The organism is Amycolatopsis sp. 195334CR (genome assembly GCF_017309385.1).
Taxonomy (GTDB): domain Bacteria; phylum Actinomycetota; class Actinomycetes; order Mycobacteriales; family Pseudonocardiaceae; genus Amycolatopsis.
Genome location: NZ_JAFJMJ010000002.1, coordinates 525,892 through 543,995 on the forward strand (window position 1 = coordinate 525,892; position 18,104 = coordinate 543,995).

Below are 18,104 nucleotides of genomic sequence, written 5' to 3' on the forward strand. Positions count from 1 at the left end.
GCGCTCCCAACGCACCGTGGAAGTGAGGCTCGATGAAGCGTTTCGCCGGAATTCTCGCGGTGGTGCTCGTGGTGGCCGGGGCCTCGCCCGCCGCCGCGGTGTGTGCGCTCGACCAGGTCCACACCCCCGGCCGCGTTCAGGAAGCCGGGTCGTCGCTCAGGTTCAGCTGGCCCGGGGTCCACTTCGAGGGGCGGTTCCGCGGCACCGGCATCGGCGTCACCCTGCAGGATCCGGCGGCCGACTACGAGATCCAGGTCGACGGGAGCACCCGGGCCACCCTGGTGACCCCCGCGCCCGGCACGCACTGGGTGCACGGCCTGCCCGACGCCGAGCACACCGTCCGGCTGGTCAAGCGCAGTGAAAGCCCTTGGGCCACCAGCACCTTCGGCGGGTTCGCCGCCGCGCCGGGCGGGGTGCTCCTCGGCAAGCCCGCCGCGCGCACCCGGCAGATCGAGTTCATCGGCGACTCCTACACCGCGGGCTACGGCAACCTGTCCACCAGCCGCGACTGCACCGGCGACCAGGTCAACCGGACCACCAGCGCCGACCGGGCCTTCGGCGCGCTGACCGCTCGCCGGCTGGGCGCCGACTACCAGCTCAACGCCTTCTCCGGCCGCGGCATGGTGCGCAACTACAACGGCGGTGAGCCCGGCACCGACTACCGCACCTACTACGACCGCGCGCTGCTCGCCGTCGCCGGTGACGTGTGGCGGAAACCGGCGAGCTGGCGGCCGCAGCTGGTGGTGGTCGGCCTGGGCATCAACGACTTCTCCACCGCGCTCAACCCCGGCGAGCCGTGGACCCCCGAAAGCCTTGTCGCCGCGTACAAAGCCGCCTACCACGGGTTCCTCGACAAGCTCCGCGCCCGCTACGGCCCGGACACGATCATCGTCGTCAGTTCCACCCACCTGTCCAACACCTCGGTGTTCACCCAGACCGCGCAGCAGATCGTGACCGAGCGCGGCGACCGCGTCCGCCACTGGTACTACGCCGAAACCGGCTTGGACTACCTCGGCTGCCACTGGCATCCGTCCGCCCACGACCACGAGGTCATCGCCCAGCGGCTCGGCGATTTTGTCGCCACCCTGCCGCTGAACTGGTGACAGAACGGGACCACGATGAGGATTCTCGGCGCTCTGCTGGCCGCCGCCATGCTGGTGACGGGCCTGTCCACCACCCCGCCCGCCGCCGCGGCGGCGCTCACCGAGGTGACGAACTTCGGCCCGAACCCGAGCGGCCTGCGCATGCACGTCTACGTGCCCGACCAGGTCCAGGCGAAACCGCCGGTGCTGCTGGCGGTGCACTGGTGCACGGGCTCGGGACCGGCGATGTTCAGTGGCACGGACTTCGCGCAGCTGGCCGACCAGCACGGGTTCGTCGTGGTCTACCCGTCCGCGACCCGGAGCGGGAACTGCTTCGACGTCTCCTCCCCGCAGGCGCTCAAACGCGACGGCGGCAGCGACCCGGTCGGGCTGGCGTCGATGGTGCGGTACGCGCTCCAGACCTACCAGGGCGACGCGTCGCGGGTGTTCGTCACCGGCATCTCGTCCGGCGCGATGACCACGAACGTCATGCTGGCCAACTACCCTGACCTCTTCGCCGCGGGCGCCGCTTTCTCCGGTGTGCCGGCGAGTTGCTTCGCCACCACCGATGGTTCGGGCTGGAACAGCCAGTGCGCCAACGGTTTGGTGCTGAAGACCCCGCGCGAGTGGGGCGACCTCGTCCGCGCCGCCTACCCCGGTTACAGCGGGCCGAGGCCGCGAATGCAGACGTGGCACGGAACGCAGGACGAGACGCTGCGTTACCCCAACTTCGGTGAGCAGATCGACCAGTGGACCGACGTCCACGGCGTGTCCACCATCCCGACCGCGACCGACTACCCGCGGCCGAACTGGACCCGCACGCGGTACGGCACCGGGGTCGAGGCGATCTCGTTGCAGGGGGTGTCGCACAACCTGTGGACCTCGGGCATGGGCGCGGAGGCTGTCCGTTTCTTCGGCCTCGACCAGGGCGGCCCGAACCCGCCCGCGGCGGACTGCGCGATCACCTATCGGGTGAACGCGTGGAACACCGGCCTGACTGCTTCGATCACCATCGCCAACACCGGCACCGCCCCGATCAACGGCTGGAGCCTGGTGTACACGCTGCCCGCCGGGCAGGAGTTCGTGTCCGGGTGGAATGCCGTCTACACCAAGGCGGGCGCCACGATCACCGCGAAGAACCCGGCCTACCAGCCGGTGCTCCCGGCGGGTGGTTCGGTGGAGATCGGCTTCCAGGCCGGGCACACCGGCAACACCGGCAAGCCAGCGGCGTTCACGCTCAACGGGACCGCGTGCGCGGAAACTGTCGGTGGCCCCGCCTAGCATCGGGGCCATGACGACCAAGGCGCAGTTGCGCAAGACAGCGCTGACCTTCGAGGAGGTCGAAGAGCGCGAGGTGGACGGCGGGCTGCGCTATTCCGTCCGGGGCAAGGAGTTCGCCGCCCTCACCCGGGACGGCCTGGTGCGGATCCGGCTGCCGGACGAGGAGGCGGACAAGGCCGTGGCGGCCTACCCGGCGGCCGAACGGCTGCTGCACGCCGGGCGGCCGGTCGGCTTCCAGGCGCCGCTGGCCGACGTCGGCGGGCAGCACCTGTGGGCGCTGGTGATGGCCGCCTGGCGGCACCGCGCCCCGAAGCGACTGGCGGCGAAGCTGGACGCCGTCGTGGCCTCCCCGGTGCGGCCCGGCAGTGATCTGCCCGCTGCCATCGGCGTCCCGGCCACCCGGGCGCTGGCCAACGCTGGGGTGACTACGCTGGCGCAGGTCGCCACCCGCACCGAGGCCGAGCTGCTGGCCCTGCACGGCGTCGGGCCGAAAGCCGTGCGCCTCCTCGCCGAGACTCTGGCGGAGACGGGGAGGTCTATGAAGGGGTAGCCCGCGACAAGCGTCCTGCTCGATCTGCAAGGCTGGGACCCTCGCCTAGAGATCGGCGACGTCGGGACTTTTACTCCGAGGTCGGTGACGCTGGGACTTTCGCTGGCTCAACCAGCCGGACCCCGCCCGCACCGGCGACTGCGCGCTCGACTGCACCCGCCGGGCAGTCGCACGTCCGCACTCGTCGGCAGGCGTTCGACCGCGCCTGCCGGGTAGCTGCGCGTCCGCATCCGTCGGCAGGCGTTCGACCGCACCCGCCGGGTAGCCGCACGTCCGCTGGGCGCCGCGCGAACGGGCTCGGCCCGGCACCCGCGCCAACCTGACCGGCGGTGGCGTCCCCCATCGTCAGCACCCGGAGCACGATGTTCAGCTCGTCCTCCGCGTCACTCCTCGCGATCACCGGCATCAGCGATCTCGGCCCGATCTCGTGCCAGCTGTCGCGGCGATCGCTGTCCCGCAGGCCCGCGTTGGTGAAATCCGTCAGCGTCAGCACCGGTCACCTCCAACCCGTCGCGGGCGCCATCACGGCAACCTCACCGGTGATTTCGCGAAGGCGAGCCCGGCCATTACGGCCGCGTCAGGTGGTGACCTCGTCGGTGTGCTGCGGGGCGAGCAGCACGCACACCAGGCTGAGCACGCACATCCCGATCAGCAACCCGATCACCGGCCAGATGCTGCCCGTCGCCTGGAACAGCAGCGTCGAGACCAGCGGCGACAACCCGCCGAAGAGCGCACCCGCCACCTGGTAGGACAGCGAGATGCTGGTGTACCGCGCCCGCGGCCGGAACATCTGCGACAGCACGGCCGCGATCGGCGCGTAGGTGGCCGTCATCGCCAGGCGCATCACCACGAACACGGTGATGATCAACAGCGAATCCTTCGTCGAGAACACCAGGAACTGCGGTGCGGCCAGCACGGCGACCGCCACCAGGCCGAGCACGACCACGCGCACCCGGCCGAAGCGGTCCCCGAGCCACGCCGTGCCGAAGGTGAGCACCAGTTCGACGAAGGCGGCGATGCTGAGCGCGTTGAGCACGAGCGATTCCGACACCCCCACCGAGGGATCGGTGGCGTACGCGGTGGCGAAGGTGGTGACCAGGTAGTACCCGCCGAGCGCGACGGGCAGCACGCACACGCCCAGCAGGATCGGCTTCCAGTTCGTGCGCAGGGCGTAGACCAGCGGCACCCCGGCCTCGGACTCGGCCGCTTCGGCGAACACCGGTGATTCCTCCACAGTGGACCGCACGATCAGGCCGACCACGATCAGCAGCGCCGAGGCGAAGAACGGAATCCGCCAGCCCCAGTCGTTGAGGAACTCCGTGCCGCCCAGGCTCAGCAGGCTGAACAGCCCGGTCGCCAGCAGCGCGCCCGCCGGGTTGCCCGCCTGCGCGAAGCTGCCGTAGAACGTCTTCTTCTCCGGCGGCGCGTGCTCGACGGCCATCAGCACCGCACCACCCCACTCGCCACCCACCGCGAGGCCCTGCACGAACCGCAGCAGCACCAGCAGGATCGGCGCCCACGCCCCGATCTGGCCGTACCCGGGCAGGCAGCCGACGAGGAAGGTGGCCGCGCCCATCATGGTCAGCGTCACCACGAGCGCGGTCTTGCGGCCCACCCGGTCACCGACGTGGCCGAACACGATGCCGCCGAGCGGGCGGGCGAAGAACCCGACCGCGTAGGTGGCGAACGAGGCCGCGATCCCGGTCAGCCGGTCGCCGGTCTCGGGGAAGAACACCGTGCCGAAGACCAGGCTCGCGGCGGTGGCGTAGATGTAGAAGTCGTACCACTCGATGGTGGTGCCGACGAAGGCGGCGAGCCCGGCCTTGCGGGCGCGCCGGAGCGGCGGGGTGCGGAGGTCGTGCGTCATGCGGTCTCCCGGCGGGCGTCGCGGTGCTGGACTTCGCCGCCGACCCAGGTCTCCAGCACGGGGATGTCCGCGAGGCGACCGGATTCGGTGGTGAGCGGGTCGGCGGCGAGCAGCACGAAGTCGGCTCGCTTGCCGGGGGTGATGGAGCCGAGTTCGTGCTCGCGCCCGAGCGCGCGGGCACCGGCGAGGGTGTGCGCGGCCACCGCCGAGCGCACGTCGATGAGCAGCTCGTCCCCGCCGAGGCGGTGACCGCGACGGGTCACCCTGGTCACCGCGGTCTGGATGGCTTCGAGCGGGTTGGGCTCGGCGACCGGGGCGTCCGAGCTGAGCGTGACCGGCACGCCCGCGGCCTGGAACTCGCCCAGCGGGTTGAACCGCTCGCCGGGCGTGCCGATCGCGTCGGTCACGCCCTCGCCCCAGTTGTAGTAGTGCTGGGGCTGGTTGACCGGGTGCACGCCGAGCGCGGCCATTCGCGCGATCTGCTCCGGCGTCGGGAGTCCACAGTGCTCGATGCGGTGACGGGCGTCGGGACGCGGGTTCTCCCGCTGCGCGGCCTCGATGGCGTCGAGCACCATCGCGATCGCGTCGGGGGACTGGGCGTGGGTCGCGGTCTGCAGCCCGGCCGCGTGCGCCTTCGCGATCAGCTCGGCGTAGTCCGCCGGGTCGTGGTAGAGCTGCCCGGTGCGGCACGGGTCGCCGACGTACCCGTCGGGGAAGTACGCGGTCCAGCCGCCGAGCGTGCCGTCGGCGTAGAACTTGATGCCGGCGAACGACAGGTGCGCGTTGCCGAAAGCGCCGTGCAGCCCCATTTCCAGCGCCTGGTCGAGCAGGTGCGACAGCAGGTACAGGTGCACTCGCGTGGTGAGCTGACCGGCTTCGGCCAGGCGCAGGTACATGTCGAACTCGCGGCGCGTGACCTGCGCGTCGCCGATCGACGTCACCCCGGCGGCGAGGAACTTCTCCTGCGCCACGGCGAGTTGCCGCAGGTGCTCCTCGGGTTCGTCGGCGAGGTGGAAGTTCGGCCCGTGGTGGCCGACCTTCACCCCGGACACCCCGGTGAGGATGTTGCACGCCGCGTCGGACAGTTCGCCGGTGAGTTCGCCGTGCTCGTCGCGGAAGAACACGCCGCCGTCGGGATCGGGGGTGTCGCGGGTGACACCGTTGCGCGCCAGCGTGTAGCTGTTGACCACGCCGCCGTGCCCGCTGGCGTTCATCAGGTAGACCTCGCGATCGGCCGCGACCGCGTCGAGTTCTTCCTTGCGGGGGTGGCGTTTCTCGGCGAGGTTGCGGTGCTCGTAGCCGTACCCGCGGACCGGCCTGCCGTCCGGCGTGCGCGCGGCGGCCTCGCTCAGCAGCGCGACGATCTCCGGAATGCTCGACGCCCGGCCGGGGCCGCAGTCCACCCAGGTCATCATCTGGCCGTACATCAGCGGGTGCGCGTGCGGATCGATGAACCCGGGCAGCAAGGCGCCGGGCAGCCGCCGTTCCTCCGGCGCCGGGTGGCCGAGCTTCACCGCGGCCTGACGGCAGTCCGCCACCGAACCCACGGCGGCGATCTCCGTGCCGAACACGAGCACCGCCTCGGCACCCTCGGTCGTCTCGTCCACGGTCACCACGGTGTCGGGGAGCAGGATCGTGGCGGTGGCGTCGAGAGCGGACCGTTCGAGGTGGTGCAGCGTGCGCATCGCGCGGACTCCTGGGGCTCGGCTGGGGAAGGCGTGGCGGTGAAGGTAACCAGGCGAACGGCCCGCGGCAACCAGATCGCGCGCTCTTCACCGTCAGGTGCAGTCGATCTGCTCAGTTGATCAGGCAGATGAGTTCATTCGAGCTGTGACAGTGCCTATCAGCGCGTGATATGACTTCCGGGGCCGACCGAAAAATCCGGGAGGGAATTTGGGCCTCGACGACGCGCTGGTCGCCGCGTTGCGCGCGGACGGCCGGATGAGCGTGGCGGACCTGGCGCAGCGCGTCGGCGCCTCGCGCTCGGCCGTGTCCGCCCGGTTGGAGCAGTTGAAGGCCGACGGCTCGCTCACCGTGATCGCGGCGGTCCACCCCGAATTCCTCGGCCTGACCGCCTACGCGCACCTGGCCATCCGCACCTCGGGCCGGTCCCGCGCGACGGCGGAGGCGATCGCGGCGCTGCCCGCGGCGGCGTTCGTCTCGGCGGTCAGCGGGGAGTACCAGGTGGTCGCCGAACTGCGGCTGCCGGACTCCGCGGCGCTCTACCGCACGGTGGCCGACATCCGCGGGCTGCCGGACGTGGAACTGGTCAACACCCTGCTCTACGTCGACGTGCGCAAGGGCCTGTTCATGCCCGGCCGCCCGCTCGCGCCGGGGCTGCGCATCGACGACCGCGACCTCGCCATCATGCTGCGGCTCCAGTCCGACGGGCGGGAGAGCTTCGCCCGCACCGCCCAGCACGTCGGCCTGTCACCCTCGGCCACCCGCACCCGGGTGGGTTACCTGGTGGAGCACGAGGTCATCCGGATCGCGCCGGTGCTCAGCCGCGCGCGCCCGGACGCCGGGCTGGTGTGCGGGATCGGGCTCAACGTGCGCGGTGCCGGTGACGCGGTGACCGAGGCGCTCGCGGTCAGGGACGACGTCGAGTTCCTCGCTCGCACCATCGGCCGGTTCGACGTGGTCGCCACGATCGCCGCTCGCGCCGCCCGTGAACTCGACGAAGTCCTCGAAGAGATCGGCGGGCGCGAGGACGTGGTCAGCACCGAGGCCTGGGTGCACCTGCGCATCGCCAAGGAGCGCTACGAATGGCCCCTGCCCGAACTCACGTGACGCGGAACGCCCGGCGGTAGGCACCCGGGGTGGTGCCGACCAGGGTGTGGAAGCGGCGGCGCAGGTTGACCGCCGAAGTCAGGCCGACGCGGGTGGCGATCGTGTCCACCGGCAGGTTCGTCCGCTCCAGCAACGTGCGTGCCTCGGCGACCCGGCGGGACAACAGCCACGCGCCGGGGCTCGTGCCGAGCTGCTCGGCGAAGCGCCGGGCCAGCGTGCGGGACGAGACGTTGAGGTGCGCGGCCAGATCGGCCACCGACAACGGCGTGCCGAGGCGGGCGCCCGCCCAGTCGAGCAGGCCGTCGAGCGCGTCCTCCGGTGGCGCGGGCGGGGCGTACTGCACCTGGCCGCCGTCGCGGTGCGGCGGCATCACCATGTGCCGCGCGACGAGTGCGGCGTGCGCGGCGCCGTGGTCCCGCCGGACCAGGTGCAGGCACAGGTCGATCCCGGCACCGGCCCCGGCGCTGGTGGCGACGTCGCCGTGGTCCACGTAGAGCCGGTCCGGTTCCACGCGCACCTCGGGGAACTCCTGCCGCAGCTGCTCGGCGCGTGCCCAGTGCGTGGTCGCCGAGCGGCCGTCGAGCAGTCCGGTGCGGGCCAGCGCGAACACGCCGGAGCAGATGGTGACGAGCCGGGCGCCGCGGGCGTGTGCCCGCAACAGTGCACGGCGCACGCGTGGCGACAGTGGCGCGTCGATCGGGGCCCAGCCGGGAATGATCACGGTGTCCGCGGCCGCAAGTGCGGACAACCCCCGTTTCACGGACATCGCGTACCCGGCCGAGGTCGGCACCGGGCCCGGCGTCTCCGTGCACACCTCGAAGGCGTAGTGCCGGGGAACGCCGGCCCGGTCGGTGCCGAAGACCTCGGCGGCGCAGCCGAGCTCGAAGGTCGACTGCACCGGCCGGACGAGGGCCACCACACGATGCATGGCAAGAAAGTACCCCATGGTGGCTTTGTCGACACTGTCCCGCGTGCCGTGGGCGCGGCACCGTGGGGACATGCACCCCGAAATCCTCGACCAGGACGGCTACACCTCCGTCGCGGTCACCGACGCGCCCGTCCGCGAACTCTTCCCCGGCATCCGCCTGCGTCCACTGTGGACCAGTCCGGCCGGTGCCCACGCCAACGTGCTGGAGATGGACCCCGGTTCGACCTGGCCCCACCGCGACGTCCACGAACCCGGCCCGGAGGAGGTGTACGTGGTCGCGGGCACCTTCCACGACGGCGCGCGCGACTACCCGGCCGGGACGTTCCTGCACGCCCCGGCCGGCACCTGGCACGTCCCGTCGAGCACCACCGGCTGCACCCTGTTCCTCTTCTACCCGGAGGGTTAGCAGAGGGCCCGGTCGACCATCCGCTCGCTGAGCTTCCTCGGCTTGTCGAGGTCGGCCGGGTTCTTCGCGGTCAGGCCGGTGAGGGACAACACGATGGACCGCTTGCCGTCGGCGGACACGCCGACCGTGCTGAGGTACCCGGTGGTCTGCCCGCCGTGGCCCCAGTAGACCCCGCCGCAGCTGAGCCGGTACGGGACGAGCCCGAGGCCGTACCCGGTCTGCAGGCCGTCCTCGACCGGCACCACCCGCTGCATTTCGGCCAGCTGGGCCGGTCGCAGCAGCCGCCCGCCGAGCAGGGCGCGGAAGAACTCGCCCAGGTCGGCGGTGGTGCTGATGATCGCGCCCGCCGCGTCGCTGCCGGTCCGGTTCTGCTCGGTCACGTCGGTGACCAGCGGGCCGGGGAACCACTGCTGGTAACCGCGGGCGGTGGGCTCGGGCATCGACGGGTCGTCGCCGGGCACGCTGGTCCCGGTCAGTCCCAAGGGGACGATCACCCGGTCGCGGACCTCGGCGGCCCAGGAGTTCCCGGTCACCGCGCGGATGATCATCCCGGCCACCACGTAGTTGGTGTTGGAGTAGGAATGCCCCCTCCCGGTCGGCGGGTGCTTCAGCGCGATGGCCACCAGTTCCCCGGGTTCGTAGTGGCGGTACCGGTTCTGCTCGAAGAACTCCGGCGTCGGCGGCCAGTCCGCCCGGTACTCGGCCAGGCCGCTGGTGTGCTGGAGCAACTGCCGGACGGTGATCGCGCGGCCGTCGTTGCCGTTGCCGCGGATCAGGCCGGGCAGGTGCCGCTCCACCGTGTCGTCGAGGCCGAGCTTGCCCTCGCCGACCAGCTGGAGCAGCACCACGGCGACGAACGTCTTGGTGTTGCTGGCGATCCGGAAGCTGCTGTGCGGGGACACCGGCCGTCCGGTGTCCACATCGGACTTACCGCTGGTCGCGGTCCACTGGCCGTGCCGGGTGCTGATCCGCGCCTGCACGCCGATGATCCCGTCCTCGTGCAGCGTGCGCACGTCACGGCGGAACTCGGCCGGGCGGTAGCCGGGTTCCGCGGCGGTGGCCGTTCCGGTGAGCAGTGCCGCGCCCAGCAGCGCGGTGGCGATTCTCTGGCCCGTTCGTGGGATTCGCATGGGAGAACGGTGTCAGCGCCGGAGCCGGCGAACATCGGACCCGGCTCCGACTTCCGGTCTCCACCCACGGTCTGATCAGCCGGCCGGCGGCCGGAAGAAGTTGACCAGGTTGCCGTCGGGGTCGCGGAAGAGCAGGGAGCGGTTGCCCCACGGCATGGTGGTCGGCTCCTGCACGATCTCCGGGGCCAGTTCGGCGAGCCGCGCGTACTCGCGGTCGACGTCGTCGACCTGGAATTCCACGATCGCGGTCCGGTTCGACGCGGGGACCGCGGCGTTCGTGGTCTCGGCACCACCGATGGCCAACCCGGCGAGCTCGGCGAACCGCTCGGCCCGCCAGTGCGCGGTCAGGCCGGTGGCCTGCTCGTAGAAACCGACGAGGCGGGCGACGTCGTCGGTGATGATGCGGACGGAGGTGAGGCGCACGGGTGGGTCCTTTCTCGGTGACTCGATGACGTGACCCACGCTAGGAGCAATACTGGACAGGAACCGCCCGGTATTCGACAGGAGTTCCCGCATGCCCCGGCCGACCGCTCGTGTGCTGGCCCTGCTGGAGATCCTGCAGGGCGGGGGCACGCGGACCGTCGCCGAACTCGCGGGCCGGCTGGGGGTGGACGAGCGCACCGTCCGCCGGTACGTCGACCACCTGCTCGACCTCGACATCCCGGTCCGCTCGATCCGCGGCCGCTACGGCGGGTACCGGCTGGCCGCCGGGTACCGGATGCCGCCGCTGATGCTCACCGGCGAGGAGGCGCTGGCCGTGCTGCTCGGCCTGCACGCGGGCCGGAGCACGGCGACCGCGGAGAGCGCGGCCGCCAAGGTCCGCCGGGTGCTGCCGGATCCGCTCGCCCGGCGGCTCGGCGCGCTGCTGTCCACCGCCAGCTTCACCGCCCCGGCCCGCGGCCCGCTCAGCGCCGAAGCCGGTGTGCTGTTCGAGGTCGCGGAGGCGGCGCGCGACCGCCGTCCGATCCGGCTCGCCTACACCGCGGGGCACGGCGGCACCAGCGAACGCGTCGTGCACCCGTACGGCATCGTGGCGCATTCCGGCCGCTGGTACCTGACCGGTGCCGACTCCAGCAGCGAGCAGGTGCGCACGTTCCGGATCGACCGGATCACCGCGCTCGGGGTGCTCGACGGCACCTTCGACGCCCCGGCCGCGTTCGACCCCGCGGAGCAGGTGCTGACCTCACTGGCCGAAGCACCGCACCGGTACGAGGTGTCCCTGCGGATCGAGGCGACGGCCGAGCACATCCGCACCCTCTTCCCGCCCGCCGTCGCCACGCTGGAGGCCCTCACCGAGGAGGAGGTCCGGGTGCGGATCCACGCGCAGCACCTCGACTGGGTCGCCGCCCGGCTCGCCGCGCTCGACCGGCCGTTCACCATCGAGCAACCGGAGGAACTGCGGGACGAGGTCCGCGCGCTGGCCCGGCGCCTGGGTGGTTACGTCTAGCCGCTCGCCCACATCGTTTCGAAGTCGAGCACGCGGTTGCTCCGCAGCGTGAGCACGCGTTCCACGGCGGCGAGCGCGCCCGCGAGCAGCAGCGCGACGTTGAGCCACGCGGGCAGGGCGAGCGGCGAGGTGAACGTGCCGAAGTGGGCGGCGACCTTCGGGATGCTGGTGAGGAGTTCGAGCGCGACCGGCACGGCCGTGATCAGGTTGACCACCAGGATCACGATCGCCGCTGCGCCGATCCCCCTGCTCACGCGCGGATGCCGCCGGGCGAGCTGGGCCCGCAGGTGTTCGGCGGTGCCCGCCACCGGGGCGAGGCGCCGCTCCTCGCCGGAGTCGAGCATGAGGTGGACCCGCGTCACGCCGTACAGCGAGCCGTCGACCTCGATCCGGCCGCCGGGCACGGGAAAGGCCGCGGGCATGTCGGCCGCCGCCTGGCGTTCGCCGTCGCGGTAGAGGCGCGCCTGCCAGTCGTCGTTGGTGTCGACCTCGACGGTGTAGACCGCCCCGGCGTGCTCGGTGGCGTGGAGCGAGCGGCTCAGCACCTCGGTGCGCCGGAGCGGGCGCAGGGCTTCGCGGGTCACGGTTCCTCCCCGGTCGTCGGTGTGCCACCGGAGTAAAGGCCGTGCCGCGACGGCACACTCAAGCCCGTGTGAGCCACGTCTCAGTGTTCGTGCGATGAGTTCGGCCGGCGGGCGTGGTCTACCCCGGCAACCAGAGTGGAGGAACGATGAACCAACTGCTGCGGGTCCAGAACTTCAACGTCTCGGCCGACGGCTTCGGCGCGGGGGAGAACCAGAGCATCGAGCGCCCGTTCGGCGACGCGGACCCCGGTGACATGTTCGCCTGGGCCGGGGCGACGGCGAGCTGGCCCAACCGCACCGACCCCGGCGGCAGCCGCGGCCTCGACGACTACCTCACCCGCGATTTCGCCCACAACATCGGCGCGGAGATCATGGGGCGCAACAAGTTCGGGCCGCAGCGCGGGCCGTGGACCGACCACGACTGGCTCGGCTGGTGGGGCGACGAGCCGCCGTTCCACACCCCGGTCTTCGTGCTGACCCACCACCCGCGGCCGTCGTACAGCCTGTCCGACACCACCTTCCACTTCGTCGACGCCGACCCGGCGACGGTGCTGGAGCAGGCCAAGGAAGCCGCTCAGGGCAAGGACGTGCGCCTCGGTGGTGGTGCCACCACGATTCGCGAGTTCCTCGACGCCGACCTCGTCGACACCCTGCACGTGGCCGTCTCGCAGGTGAAGCTGGGCTCGGGTTCGCGGCTGTGGGAGTCCCCGGACGAACTGCGGGACCGCTTCCACGTGGACATCGTGCCCAGCCCGACCGGAACGGTCACCCACCACCTGTTCTGGCGCAAGTGACCCGGTAGAACCGATGGGGTGAGCGACTTCTACCACCTGTGCTTCGTCGTCCAGGACATCGAGCGGGCGACCGCCGACCTCACCCGCGCCGTCGGCGTGCGGTGGAGCCCGATCCGCGACGGCGAGCTGGGGGAGTGGGCTTACCGGATCGTTTTCTCCGTGGAAGGACCGCCGTTCTTCGAGGTGATCCAGGGCGATCCGGGAAGTCCGTGGGACGCGACCGAGGGGTCCCGTTTCGACCACATCGGGTACTGGTCCGGGGATGTCACCGCGGACAAGCAGCGGCTGGCCGAGCGCGGGGCACCGCTGGAGTTCGACTCCTGCCCGTACGGCCGGTCCTTCACCTACCACCGCATCGACAGCATCGGCGCCCGGGTCGAGCTGGTCGACATGGCCGCGCAGGAGGGGTTCCTGCGCACGTGGAGCCCGGGTGGGGCGCCGATGCCGCCGCTCGAACCGTGAGCCGTCACCAGGGGCCGTCGCGGAGGGCGCCGCGGACCGCGTCCAGGGTGGTGCCGGGGTCGAACTCCGCCAGGTACCAGGTGGCACCCGCCTCGGTGTAGGGCTCCGGGTCGGTGCCGGGCGGGAGCGCGACCGCGATGTCGTACGGCGAAGTGGTGCCCTGGCGGAGGTCGGTGAGGGTGCCGACGGCTTCCGCGAGCTGGTCCGGGTGTTCGAGGTTGACCGGGAAGAACCCGTCGAGCCGGGCGGCGCGGCGCAACGGCTTGACCTTCCCCGGGAACCCCGCCGCCCACACCGGGACGCCGGGCCGCTGGACCGGCCGGGGCAGGAACCGGATGTCGTCGACGGTGTAGTGCTCGCCGCGGTGCCGCACGGGCTCGCCGGACCACGCGGCGGCGAGGATCTCCAGCGACTCGTCGAGCATCCCGGCGCGCACGCGGTCGTCGAGCTGCTCGCCGGTCTTGGCCAGCTCGCCGCCGAACCGGTCGCTCCCGAGCCCGACGCCCAGGGTGAGGCGGCCCCCGCTGAGCTGGTCCAGGCTGGCGGTCTCGCGGGCGACCTTGACCGGACGGCGGCGCGCGAGCGGGGTGACCATCGGGCCGATCCGCACCCGTTCGGTGGTGGCGGCCATCGCGGCCAGCGTGATCCACGGGTCGGCCACCTCCCGCACGGGCTCCCGCCAGCGCACGTGGTCCCACACGAACACCCCGTGCCAGCCGGCTTCCTCCGCCTCCGCGGCCAGTCGCGCGAGGGTCGCGGGGTCGGCGAGCTCGTCGAAGAGCGGGAGCCAGAGCGCGGACCGCGGTCGTTGGTTCGTCATGCGGCTAGGGTGCCGGGGGTGCGGACGAAATGCAGCCTGGACACCGTGCTGGGCATGGTGCGCGGGAAGTGGAAGGTGCTGCTGCTGTGGGAACTCCACGAGCGGCCGCGCCGGTTCGGTGAGCTTCGCCGCCGGGTCGGCGGCATCAGCGAGAAGGTGCTGAGCGCGCAACTGCGGGAGCTGGAGGCGGACGGCCTGTGCCGCCGCGTGGAACACCCGGGCGCCGTGCCGCACGTCGAGTATTCGCTGACCGGCGCGGGTGCCGAACTGCTCGAAGCGCTGGTGCCGATCACCGAATGGAGCCTGACCCACCTCCCGCGTGGGTGATTACCTTTTTGTGCGTACTTGCCGCTGGTCGGGGGCCCGTCGAAGATCTTGACCATGACAGTGAGCGTGCTGGGTCTGGGGGCGATGGGAACGGCGCTCGCCGCGGCGTTCGTGCGGGCGGGGCAGCCGACCACCGGCTGGAACCGGTCGCCGGAGAAGACGGAGGCGGCGGCCGGACTGGGTGTCGTCCGCGCGGAGACGGTGGCCGACGCGGTGGGTGACGCGGAGCTGGTGGTGGTGTGCCTGCTCGACCACGCCGCGGTGCGCGAGGTGCTGGAACCCGTTGCGGCGCAACTGACCGGGCGGGTCCTGCTCAACGTCACCAACGGCACGGCCGAGCAGGTGCGCGAGGTCGCCGCCTGGGCGGCCGAGCACGGTGCGTCCTATGTGGACGGCGGGATCATGGCGATCCCGCCGTCGATCGGGCAGGCCGAGTCGGTGGTGCTCTACAGCGGTTCGCGCGAGGCGTACGACCGGTGGGCGGGTCCGCTCGGCGCCTGGGGGACCGGCACCTTCCTCGGTGAGGACCCCGGCCTGGCGGCGCTGCACGACCTCGCGCTGCTCGGCGCCATGTACGGCATGTTCGCCGGCGCCTTCCACGCGACGGCCATGGTCGGCACGGAGGGCGTGGCGGCCGGGCGGTTCACCACCGAGTTGCTGGTGCCGTGGCTGCACTCGATGGTGGACGTGCTCCCGATGCTGGCCGACGCCGAGGTCACCGCGGAGCAGCGGCTGGTCGAGCAGGTGGCGCTGGCGAACATCATCGGCACGGCGGCGGCGCAGGGTGTGCCGGGGCGTCTGACCGCGCCGCTGAAGTCCCTCGTGGCCGGGATTTAACCCCGGCCGAGCAATTTTGGAGTTGCGGGGGCGTGCTTTCTGGTGCTTCATCAGCCATGCTGGTGGGTATGTTGTTCCACCACTGGTGGTTCGTCAGGCCCGCCGGAAGCGCGATGATGGTCCGCGCGGCCGAGGGCCTCAGCGAGCGCGAACGCCGTGAACTCGACCTGATCGAGCGGCACCTGGCCGCGGAGGACCCCGAACTCGCGCACACCCTGCGCACGGCGATGGGTTCGCCGGGGCTGGCGTGGGTGGTCGCGGCCGTCCTGCTGGGCGGGGTCGCCGTGGCCGGTGTGGTGACCGGCAGCTTCGGCCTGCTGGTGGCGGCCGCGCTGGCCGGTGGTGCCGCCTGGTGGCTGCGCCGGGTCAGCTGACCACCTGCGCGGGCCGCTGCCTGGTGGTTGCCGGGTCAGCTAGCTACCTGCGCGAACTGCCACTTGGTGGCTGCCGGGTCAGCGACCTGCCTGCGCGAGCCGCCTGGAGATTGCCGGATTAGCTAGCTACCTGCGCGAACTGCCACTTGGTGGCTGCCGGGTCAGCGACCTGCCTGCGCGAGCCGCCTGGAGATTGCCGGATTAGCTAGCTGCCTGCGCGAACTGCCGCCCCGGTGGTTGCCGGGCCGTCTGCGAGAGCTGCTGCCTGGAGGTTGCCGGGTCGGCTAGCCGCTGCCTGTGCGAGCTGCCGGTCGGTTATCGCAGCAATCCGGCCTGGCGGAACACCGCGCGCAGGTAGGCCCGCATCCCCTCCGCATCGGGTGGGTCGGGCTGCAGCGCCCGGTACGTGACCGCCCCCGCGATCATGTCGGTCAGCGCGTCCAGGTCGGCGTCGGCCGCCACCGTGCCTTCCTCCTGCGCGCGTCGCAGCAACGCCCGCGTCAGCTCCCGCCGCGGCCGGATGTAGTGCGTCCAGTAGACCGCCATCAGCTCCGGGTGGCTGACCGCCGAGCCCAGCACCCGGGCCGCCAGCGCGCGGAACTCCGGGCTCCCGGCCGTCTCCGCCATGCTGTCCAGCGCGTTCTCCACCAGCTCGTACGGCGACCCGGTGGCCACCAGCTCGGCCGACGGCCGGCTCACCTGGTCCGCCACCAGCACCTCCACCGCCTGCGCGAGCAGCTCCTCCTTGGTCGACCACCGCCGGTACACGGTGACCTTCCCGACGCCGGCCCGCTTGGCGATCTGCTCGATGCTCGCGCCCTCCACCCCGCGCTCGACGAAAACCTCGGCTGCCGCGCGCAGGATCGCCGTGTCCGTACCCGGGTCCCGGGGCCTGCCGCGGGTCATCCGGCCTCGCCACGCAGCGTGTTCGCCGGCCACCCGCCACGCAGCGCGGTCGCCAGCCATCCGCCGAGCCCGGTTTCCCCTCGCCAGGCCAGGTGCCCGTCCGGCCGCACCAGTGCCGGCACACCCGCCGCGTCCGTTCGCAGTACGACCACCCGTTTCCCCAGTCCTTCCCGCGCCGCTTCCACCACCCGCCCACCGCCGGACGCGGGCAGCAGCAGCGCCCACGTCCCGCCGAGTTCGGCGTGCAGTGTCGTCCTCCTGGCATCCTCGCGCACGCAGTCCAGGTCGGCGATCCGGTCCCCGAGCGGACGGCGTCCGCCGAGCGGGCCCTTCCGGTAGCTGACCCACAGCTGTGACGCGGTGTAGGTCGCTTTCCGTTGCACCCACGGCAAACCGCCCAGTTTGACGAGCACCTTGTCCCGCAGGAACCGGCCCGCCGCGCTGTCGGCGATGTTCACCCGCGTGGCCAGCGCCGTTCCGCGGAGCACGTTCTCGGCGAGCGGACGGCGTTCCGCTTCGTAGGTGTCGAGCAGCCCCGGCGCGGCCTGCCCGTCGATCACCATGGCGAGCTTCCAGGCCAGGTTCTCGGCGTCGCCCATGCCGGTCGGCATGCCCTGGCCGCCGAAGGGCGCGTGCACGTGCGCGGCGTCCCCGGCGAGGAAGATCCGCCCGTTGCGGTAGGTGTCGGCGAGCCGCCGGTGCACGCTGAACACCGAGGCCCAGTGGCACTCCCCGAAGGTGGCCGTCCGCCCGGTCCGCCGGGCGAGGTGCTGCCGCAACCGGTCGACGATCTCGGCGGGTTCCGGCCGCTCGGCGCCGCCTTCCGGGTCGTAGGAGAACAGGCGCCACGAGCCGCCGGGCATCGGCATCGCGGCGAACAGGCCCTCGGGATGCACCCAGCCGCTGGTGCCGTCGCGGCCGAGGTCCCAGTCGATGTCCAGGTCGGCGAGCAGGAACCGCTCGCTGAGCCTGGCCCCGGGAAAGCCGATCCCGGCCAGCCGCCGCACGGCGCTGCCCGAGCCGTCGCACCCGACGAGCCACGCCGCGGTCGACCGCCGCCCGTCACCCAGCCGCACCTCGACGCCGTCGCCGTCCTGCGCAACGCCGGTGACCTCGGTGCCCCATTCCGGCTCGACCCCGAGTTCGGCCAGCCGGGCGCGCAGGGCGCCTTCGACGCGTGCCTGGGAGACGACCATCGGCGGCGCCGCCGTGCGCAGCCCGGGATCGCCGAACCGGATGCGCATGATCGGCCGCGCCCCGGCGTAGGTGGTGATCCGCATCGCCCGGAGGGAGTCCTGCGGCAGCGTGCCCAACGCGCCGAGCCTGGCCAGCACTTCGGCACCGCGGGCGTGCAGGAAGTTGGCCCGCGAGGTCGCCGCGGGACCGGCGGCGCGATCGAGCACGCGGACTTCGACGCCGTGCAGGCGCAACGCGCAGGCCAGCGCCAGCCCGGTCGGTCCGGCGCCGGTGACGAGAACGGTCATGGTGCCTCCTTTTGTTTACGAAACGGTACCGTAAA

Annotated in this window: 19 protein-coding genes and 1 pseudogene; 11 read left to right on the forward strand and 9 right to left on the reverse strand. The window is 72.0% G+C overall.

From position 1 onward, the window contains the following. Positions 1-32 precede the first annotated feature (32 nt). From JYK18_RS25250 to JYK18_RS25260, 3 genes and pseudogenes are all read left to right on the forward strand, one after another. Positions 33-1,103 (forward strand): SGNH/GDSL hydrolase family protein, encoded by a 1,071-nt coding sequence (locus JYK18_RS25250; RefSeq protein WP_206805669.1) that lies wholly within the window; start codon positions 33-35, stop codon positions 1,101-1,103. A 141-nt stretch (positions 1,104-1,244) separates the two neighbouring features. After that, a pseudogene (locus JYK18_RS25255) lies at positions 1,245-2,276 on the forward strand (PHB depolymerase family esterase); the annotation flags it as partial. Between the two features lie 97 nt (positions 2,277-2,373). Continuing rightward, positions 2,374-2,913, forward strand: a complete 540-nt coding sequence (locus JYK18_RS25260; RefSeq protein WP_206805673.1) for a hypothetical protein — start codon at positions 2,374-2,376, stop codon at positions 2,911-2,913. A 577-nt stretch (positions 2,914-3,490) separates the two neighbouring features. Here the strand turns inward: JYK18_RS25260 and JYK18_RS25265 are convergent. Both JYK18_RS25265 and JYK18_RS25270 read right to left on the reverse strand, forming a co-directional pair. Further along, positions 3,491-4,780, reverse strand: a complete 1,290-nt coding sequence (locus tag JYK18_RS25265) for an MFS transporter (protein WP_206805675.1) — start codon at positions 4,778-4,780, stop codon at positions 3,491-3,493. Continuing rightward, on the reverse strand, positions 4,777-6,465 hold the full coding sequence (locus JYK18_RS25270; protein WP_206805677.1) for an amidohydrolase: 1,689 nt from the start codon (positions 6,463-6,465) through the stop codon (positions 4,777-4,779). Before JYK18_RS25270 ends, JYK18_RS25265 begins: the two co-directional genes overlap by 4 nt. A 208-nt stretch (positions 6,466-6,673) precedes the next feature. Between JYK18_RS25270 and JYK18_RS25275 the strand changes: the two genes are divergently transcribed. Continuing rightward, on the forward strand, positions 6,674-7,570 hold the full coding sequence (locus JYK18_RS25275) for an Lrp/AsnC family transcriptional regulator (protein WP_242582059.1): 897 nt from the start codon (positions 6,674-6,676) through the stop codon (positions 7,568-7,570). Here JYK18_RS25275 and JYK18_RS25280 read toward each other — a convergent pair. Then, positions 7,563-8,498 (reverse strand): GlxA family transcriptional regulator, encoded by a 936-nt coding sequence (locus tag JYK18_RS25280; protein WP_206805679.1) that lies wholly within the window; start codon positions 8,496-8,498, stop codon positions 7,563-7,565. The two genes, JYK18_RS25275 and JYK18_RS25280, sit on opposite strands and share 8 nt — an antisense overlap. 70 nt (positions 8,499-8,568) lie before the next feature. On the opposite strand from JYK18_RS25280, the gene JYK18_RS25285 reads away from it, so the two are divergent. After that, the gene (locus JYK18_RS25285) at positions 8,569-8,904 is read left to right on the forward strand and encodes a cupin domain-containing protein (RefSeq protein ID WP_206805681.1); all 336 of its coding nucleotides are present in this window, start codon (positions 8,569-8,571) and stop codon (positions 8,902-8,904) included. Here the strand turns inward: JYK18_RS25285 and JYK18_RS25290 are convergent. Continuing rightward, positions 8,901-10,034, reverse strand: a complete 1,134-nt coding sequence (locus JYK18_RS25290; protein ID WP_206805682.1) for a serine hydrolase — start codon at positions 10,032-10,034, stop codon at positions 8,901-8,903. The genes JYK18_RS25285 and JYK18_RS25290 overlap by 4 nt on opposite strands. A 75-nt stretch (positions 10,035-10,109) precedes the next feature. Further along, positions 10,110-10,457, reverse strand: coding sequence for a VOC family protein (locus JYK18_RS25295; protein ID WP_206805691.1), 348 nt, complete (start codon positions 10,455-10,457; stop codon positions 10,110-10,112). Positions 10,458-10,548: 91 nt separating this feature from the next. Here JYK18_RS25295 and JYK18_RS25300 point away from each other — a divergent pair, with 91 nt between their 5' ends. Beyond that, positions 10,549-11,481 (forward strand): YafY family protein, encoded by a 933-nt coding sequence (locus JYK18_RS25300; protein ID WP_206805693.1) that lies wholly within the window; start codon positions 10,549-10,551, stop codon positions 11,479-11,481. Here JYK18_RS25300 and JYK18_RS25305 read toward each other — a convergent pair. Further along, positions 11,478-12,065 carry a hypothetical protein gene (locus JYK18_RS25305; RefSeq protein WP_206805695.1) on the reverse strand — a complete coding sequence of 196 codons (588 nt, stop codon included), beginning with the start codon at positions 12,063-12,065 and terminating at the stop codon, positions 11,478-11,480. The genes JYK18_RS25300 and JYK18_RS25305 overlap by 4 nt on opposite strands. A 146-nt stretch (positions 12,066-12,211) precedes the next feature. Here JYK18_RS25305 and JYK18_RS25310 point away from each other — a divergent pair, with 146 nt between their 5' ends. Both JYK18_RS25310 and JYK18_RS25315 read left to right on the forward strand, forming a co-directional pair. Continuing rightward, positions 12,212-12,859 carry a dihydrofolate reductase family protein gene (locus JYK18_RS25310; protein WP_206805704.1) on the forward strand — a complete coding sequence of 216 codons (648 nt, stop codon included), beginning with the start codon at positions 12,212-12,214 and terminating at the stop codon, positions 12,857-12,859. Between the two features lie 18 nt (positions 12,860-12,877). Next, positions 12,878-13,321, forward strand: a complete 444-nt coding sequence (locus JYK18_RS25315) for a VOC family protein (protein WP_206805720.1) — start codon at positions 12,878-12,880, stop codon at positions 13,319-13,321. A gap of 4 nt (positions 13,322-13,325) precedes the next feature. Here the strand turns inward: JYK18_RS25315 and JYK18_RS25320 are convergent, their stop codons facing one another. Further along, positions 13,326-14,141 carry an LLM class flavin-dependent oxidoreductase gene (locus tag JYK18_RS25320; RefSeq protein ID WP_206805722.1) on the reverse strand — a complete coding sequence of 272 codons (816 nt, stop codon included), beginning with the start codon at positions 14,139-14,141 and terminating at the stop codon, positions 13,326-13,328. An 18-nt stretch (positions 14,142-14,159) separates the two neighbouring features. Here JYK18_RS25320 and JYK18_RS25325 point away from each other — a divergent pair, with 18 nt between their 5' ends. From JYK18_RS25325 to JYK18_RS25335, 3 genes are all read left to right on the forward strand, one after another. Next, positions 14,160-14,468 carry a helix-turn-helix domain-containing protein gene (locus JYK18_RS25325; RefSeq protein WP_307796049.1) on the forward strand — a complete coding sequence of 103 codons (309 nt, stop codon included), beginning with the start codon at positions 14,160-14,162 and terminating at the stop codon, positions 14,466-14,468. Positions 14,469-14,522: 54 nt separating this feature from the next. Next, positions 14,523-15,305: an NAD(P)-dependent oxidoreductase gene (locus tag JYK18_RS25330; protein WP_206805724.1), complete on the forward strand. Its 783-nt coding sequence runs from the start codon at positions 14,523-14,525 to the stop codon at positions 15,303-15,305. A gap of 68 nt (positions 15,306-15,373) precedes the next feature. Beyond that, on the forward strand, positions 15,374-15,679 hold the full coding sequence (locus tag JYK18_RS25335; protein ID WP_206805726.1) for a DUF3040 domain-containing protein: 306 nt from the start codon (positions 15,374-15,376) through the stop codon (positions 15,677-15,679). A gap of 315 nt (positions 15,680-15,994) precedes the next feature. Here JYK18_RS25335 and JYK18_RS25340 read toward each other — a convergent pair whose 3' ends face one another. Beyond that, complete coding sequence (locus tag JYK18_RS25340) at positions 15,995-16,585, reverse strand: TetR/AcrR family transcriptional regulator (RefSeq protein ID WP_206805728.1); 591 nt, start codon at positions 16,583-16,585, stop codon at positions 15,995-15,997. Beyond that, positions 16,582-18,069, reverse strand: coding sequence for an FAD-dependent monooxygenase (locus JYK18_RS25345; protein ID WP_206805730.1), 1,488 nt, complete (start codon positions 18,067-18,069; stop codon positions 16,582-16,584). Before JYK18_RS25345 ends, JYK18_RS25340 begins: the two co-directional genes overlap by 4 nt. Positions 18,070-18,104: the final 35 nt, after the last annotated feature.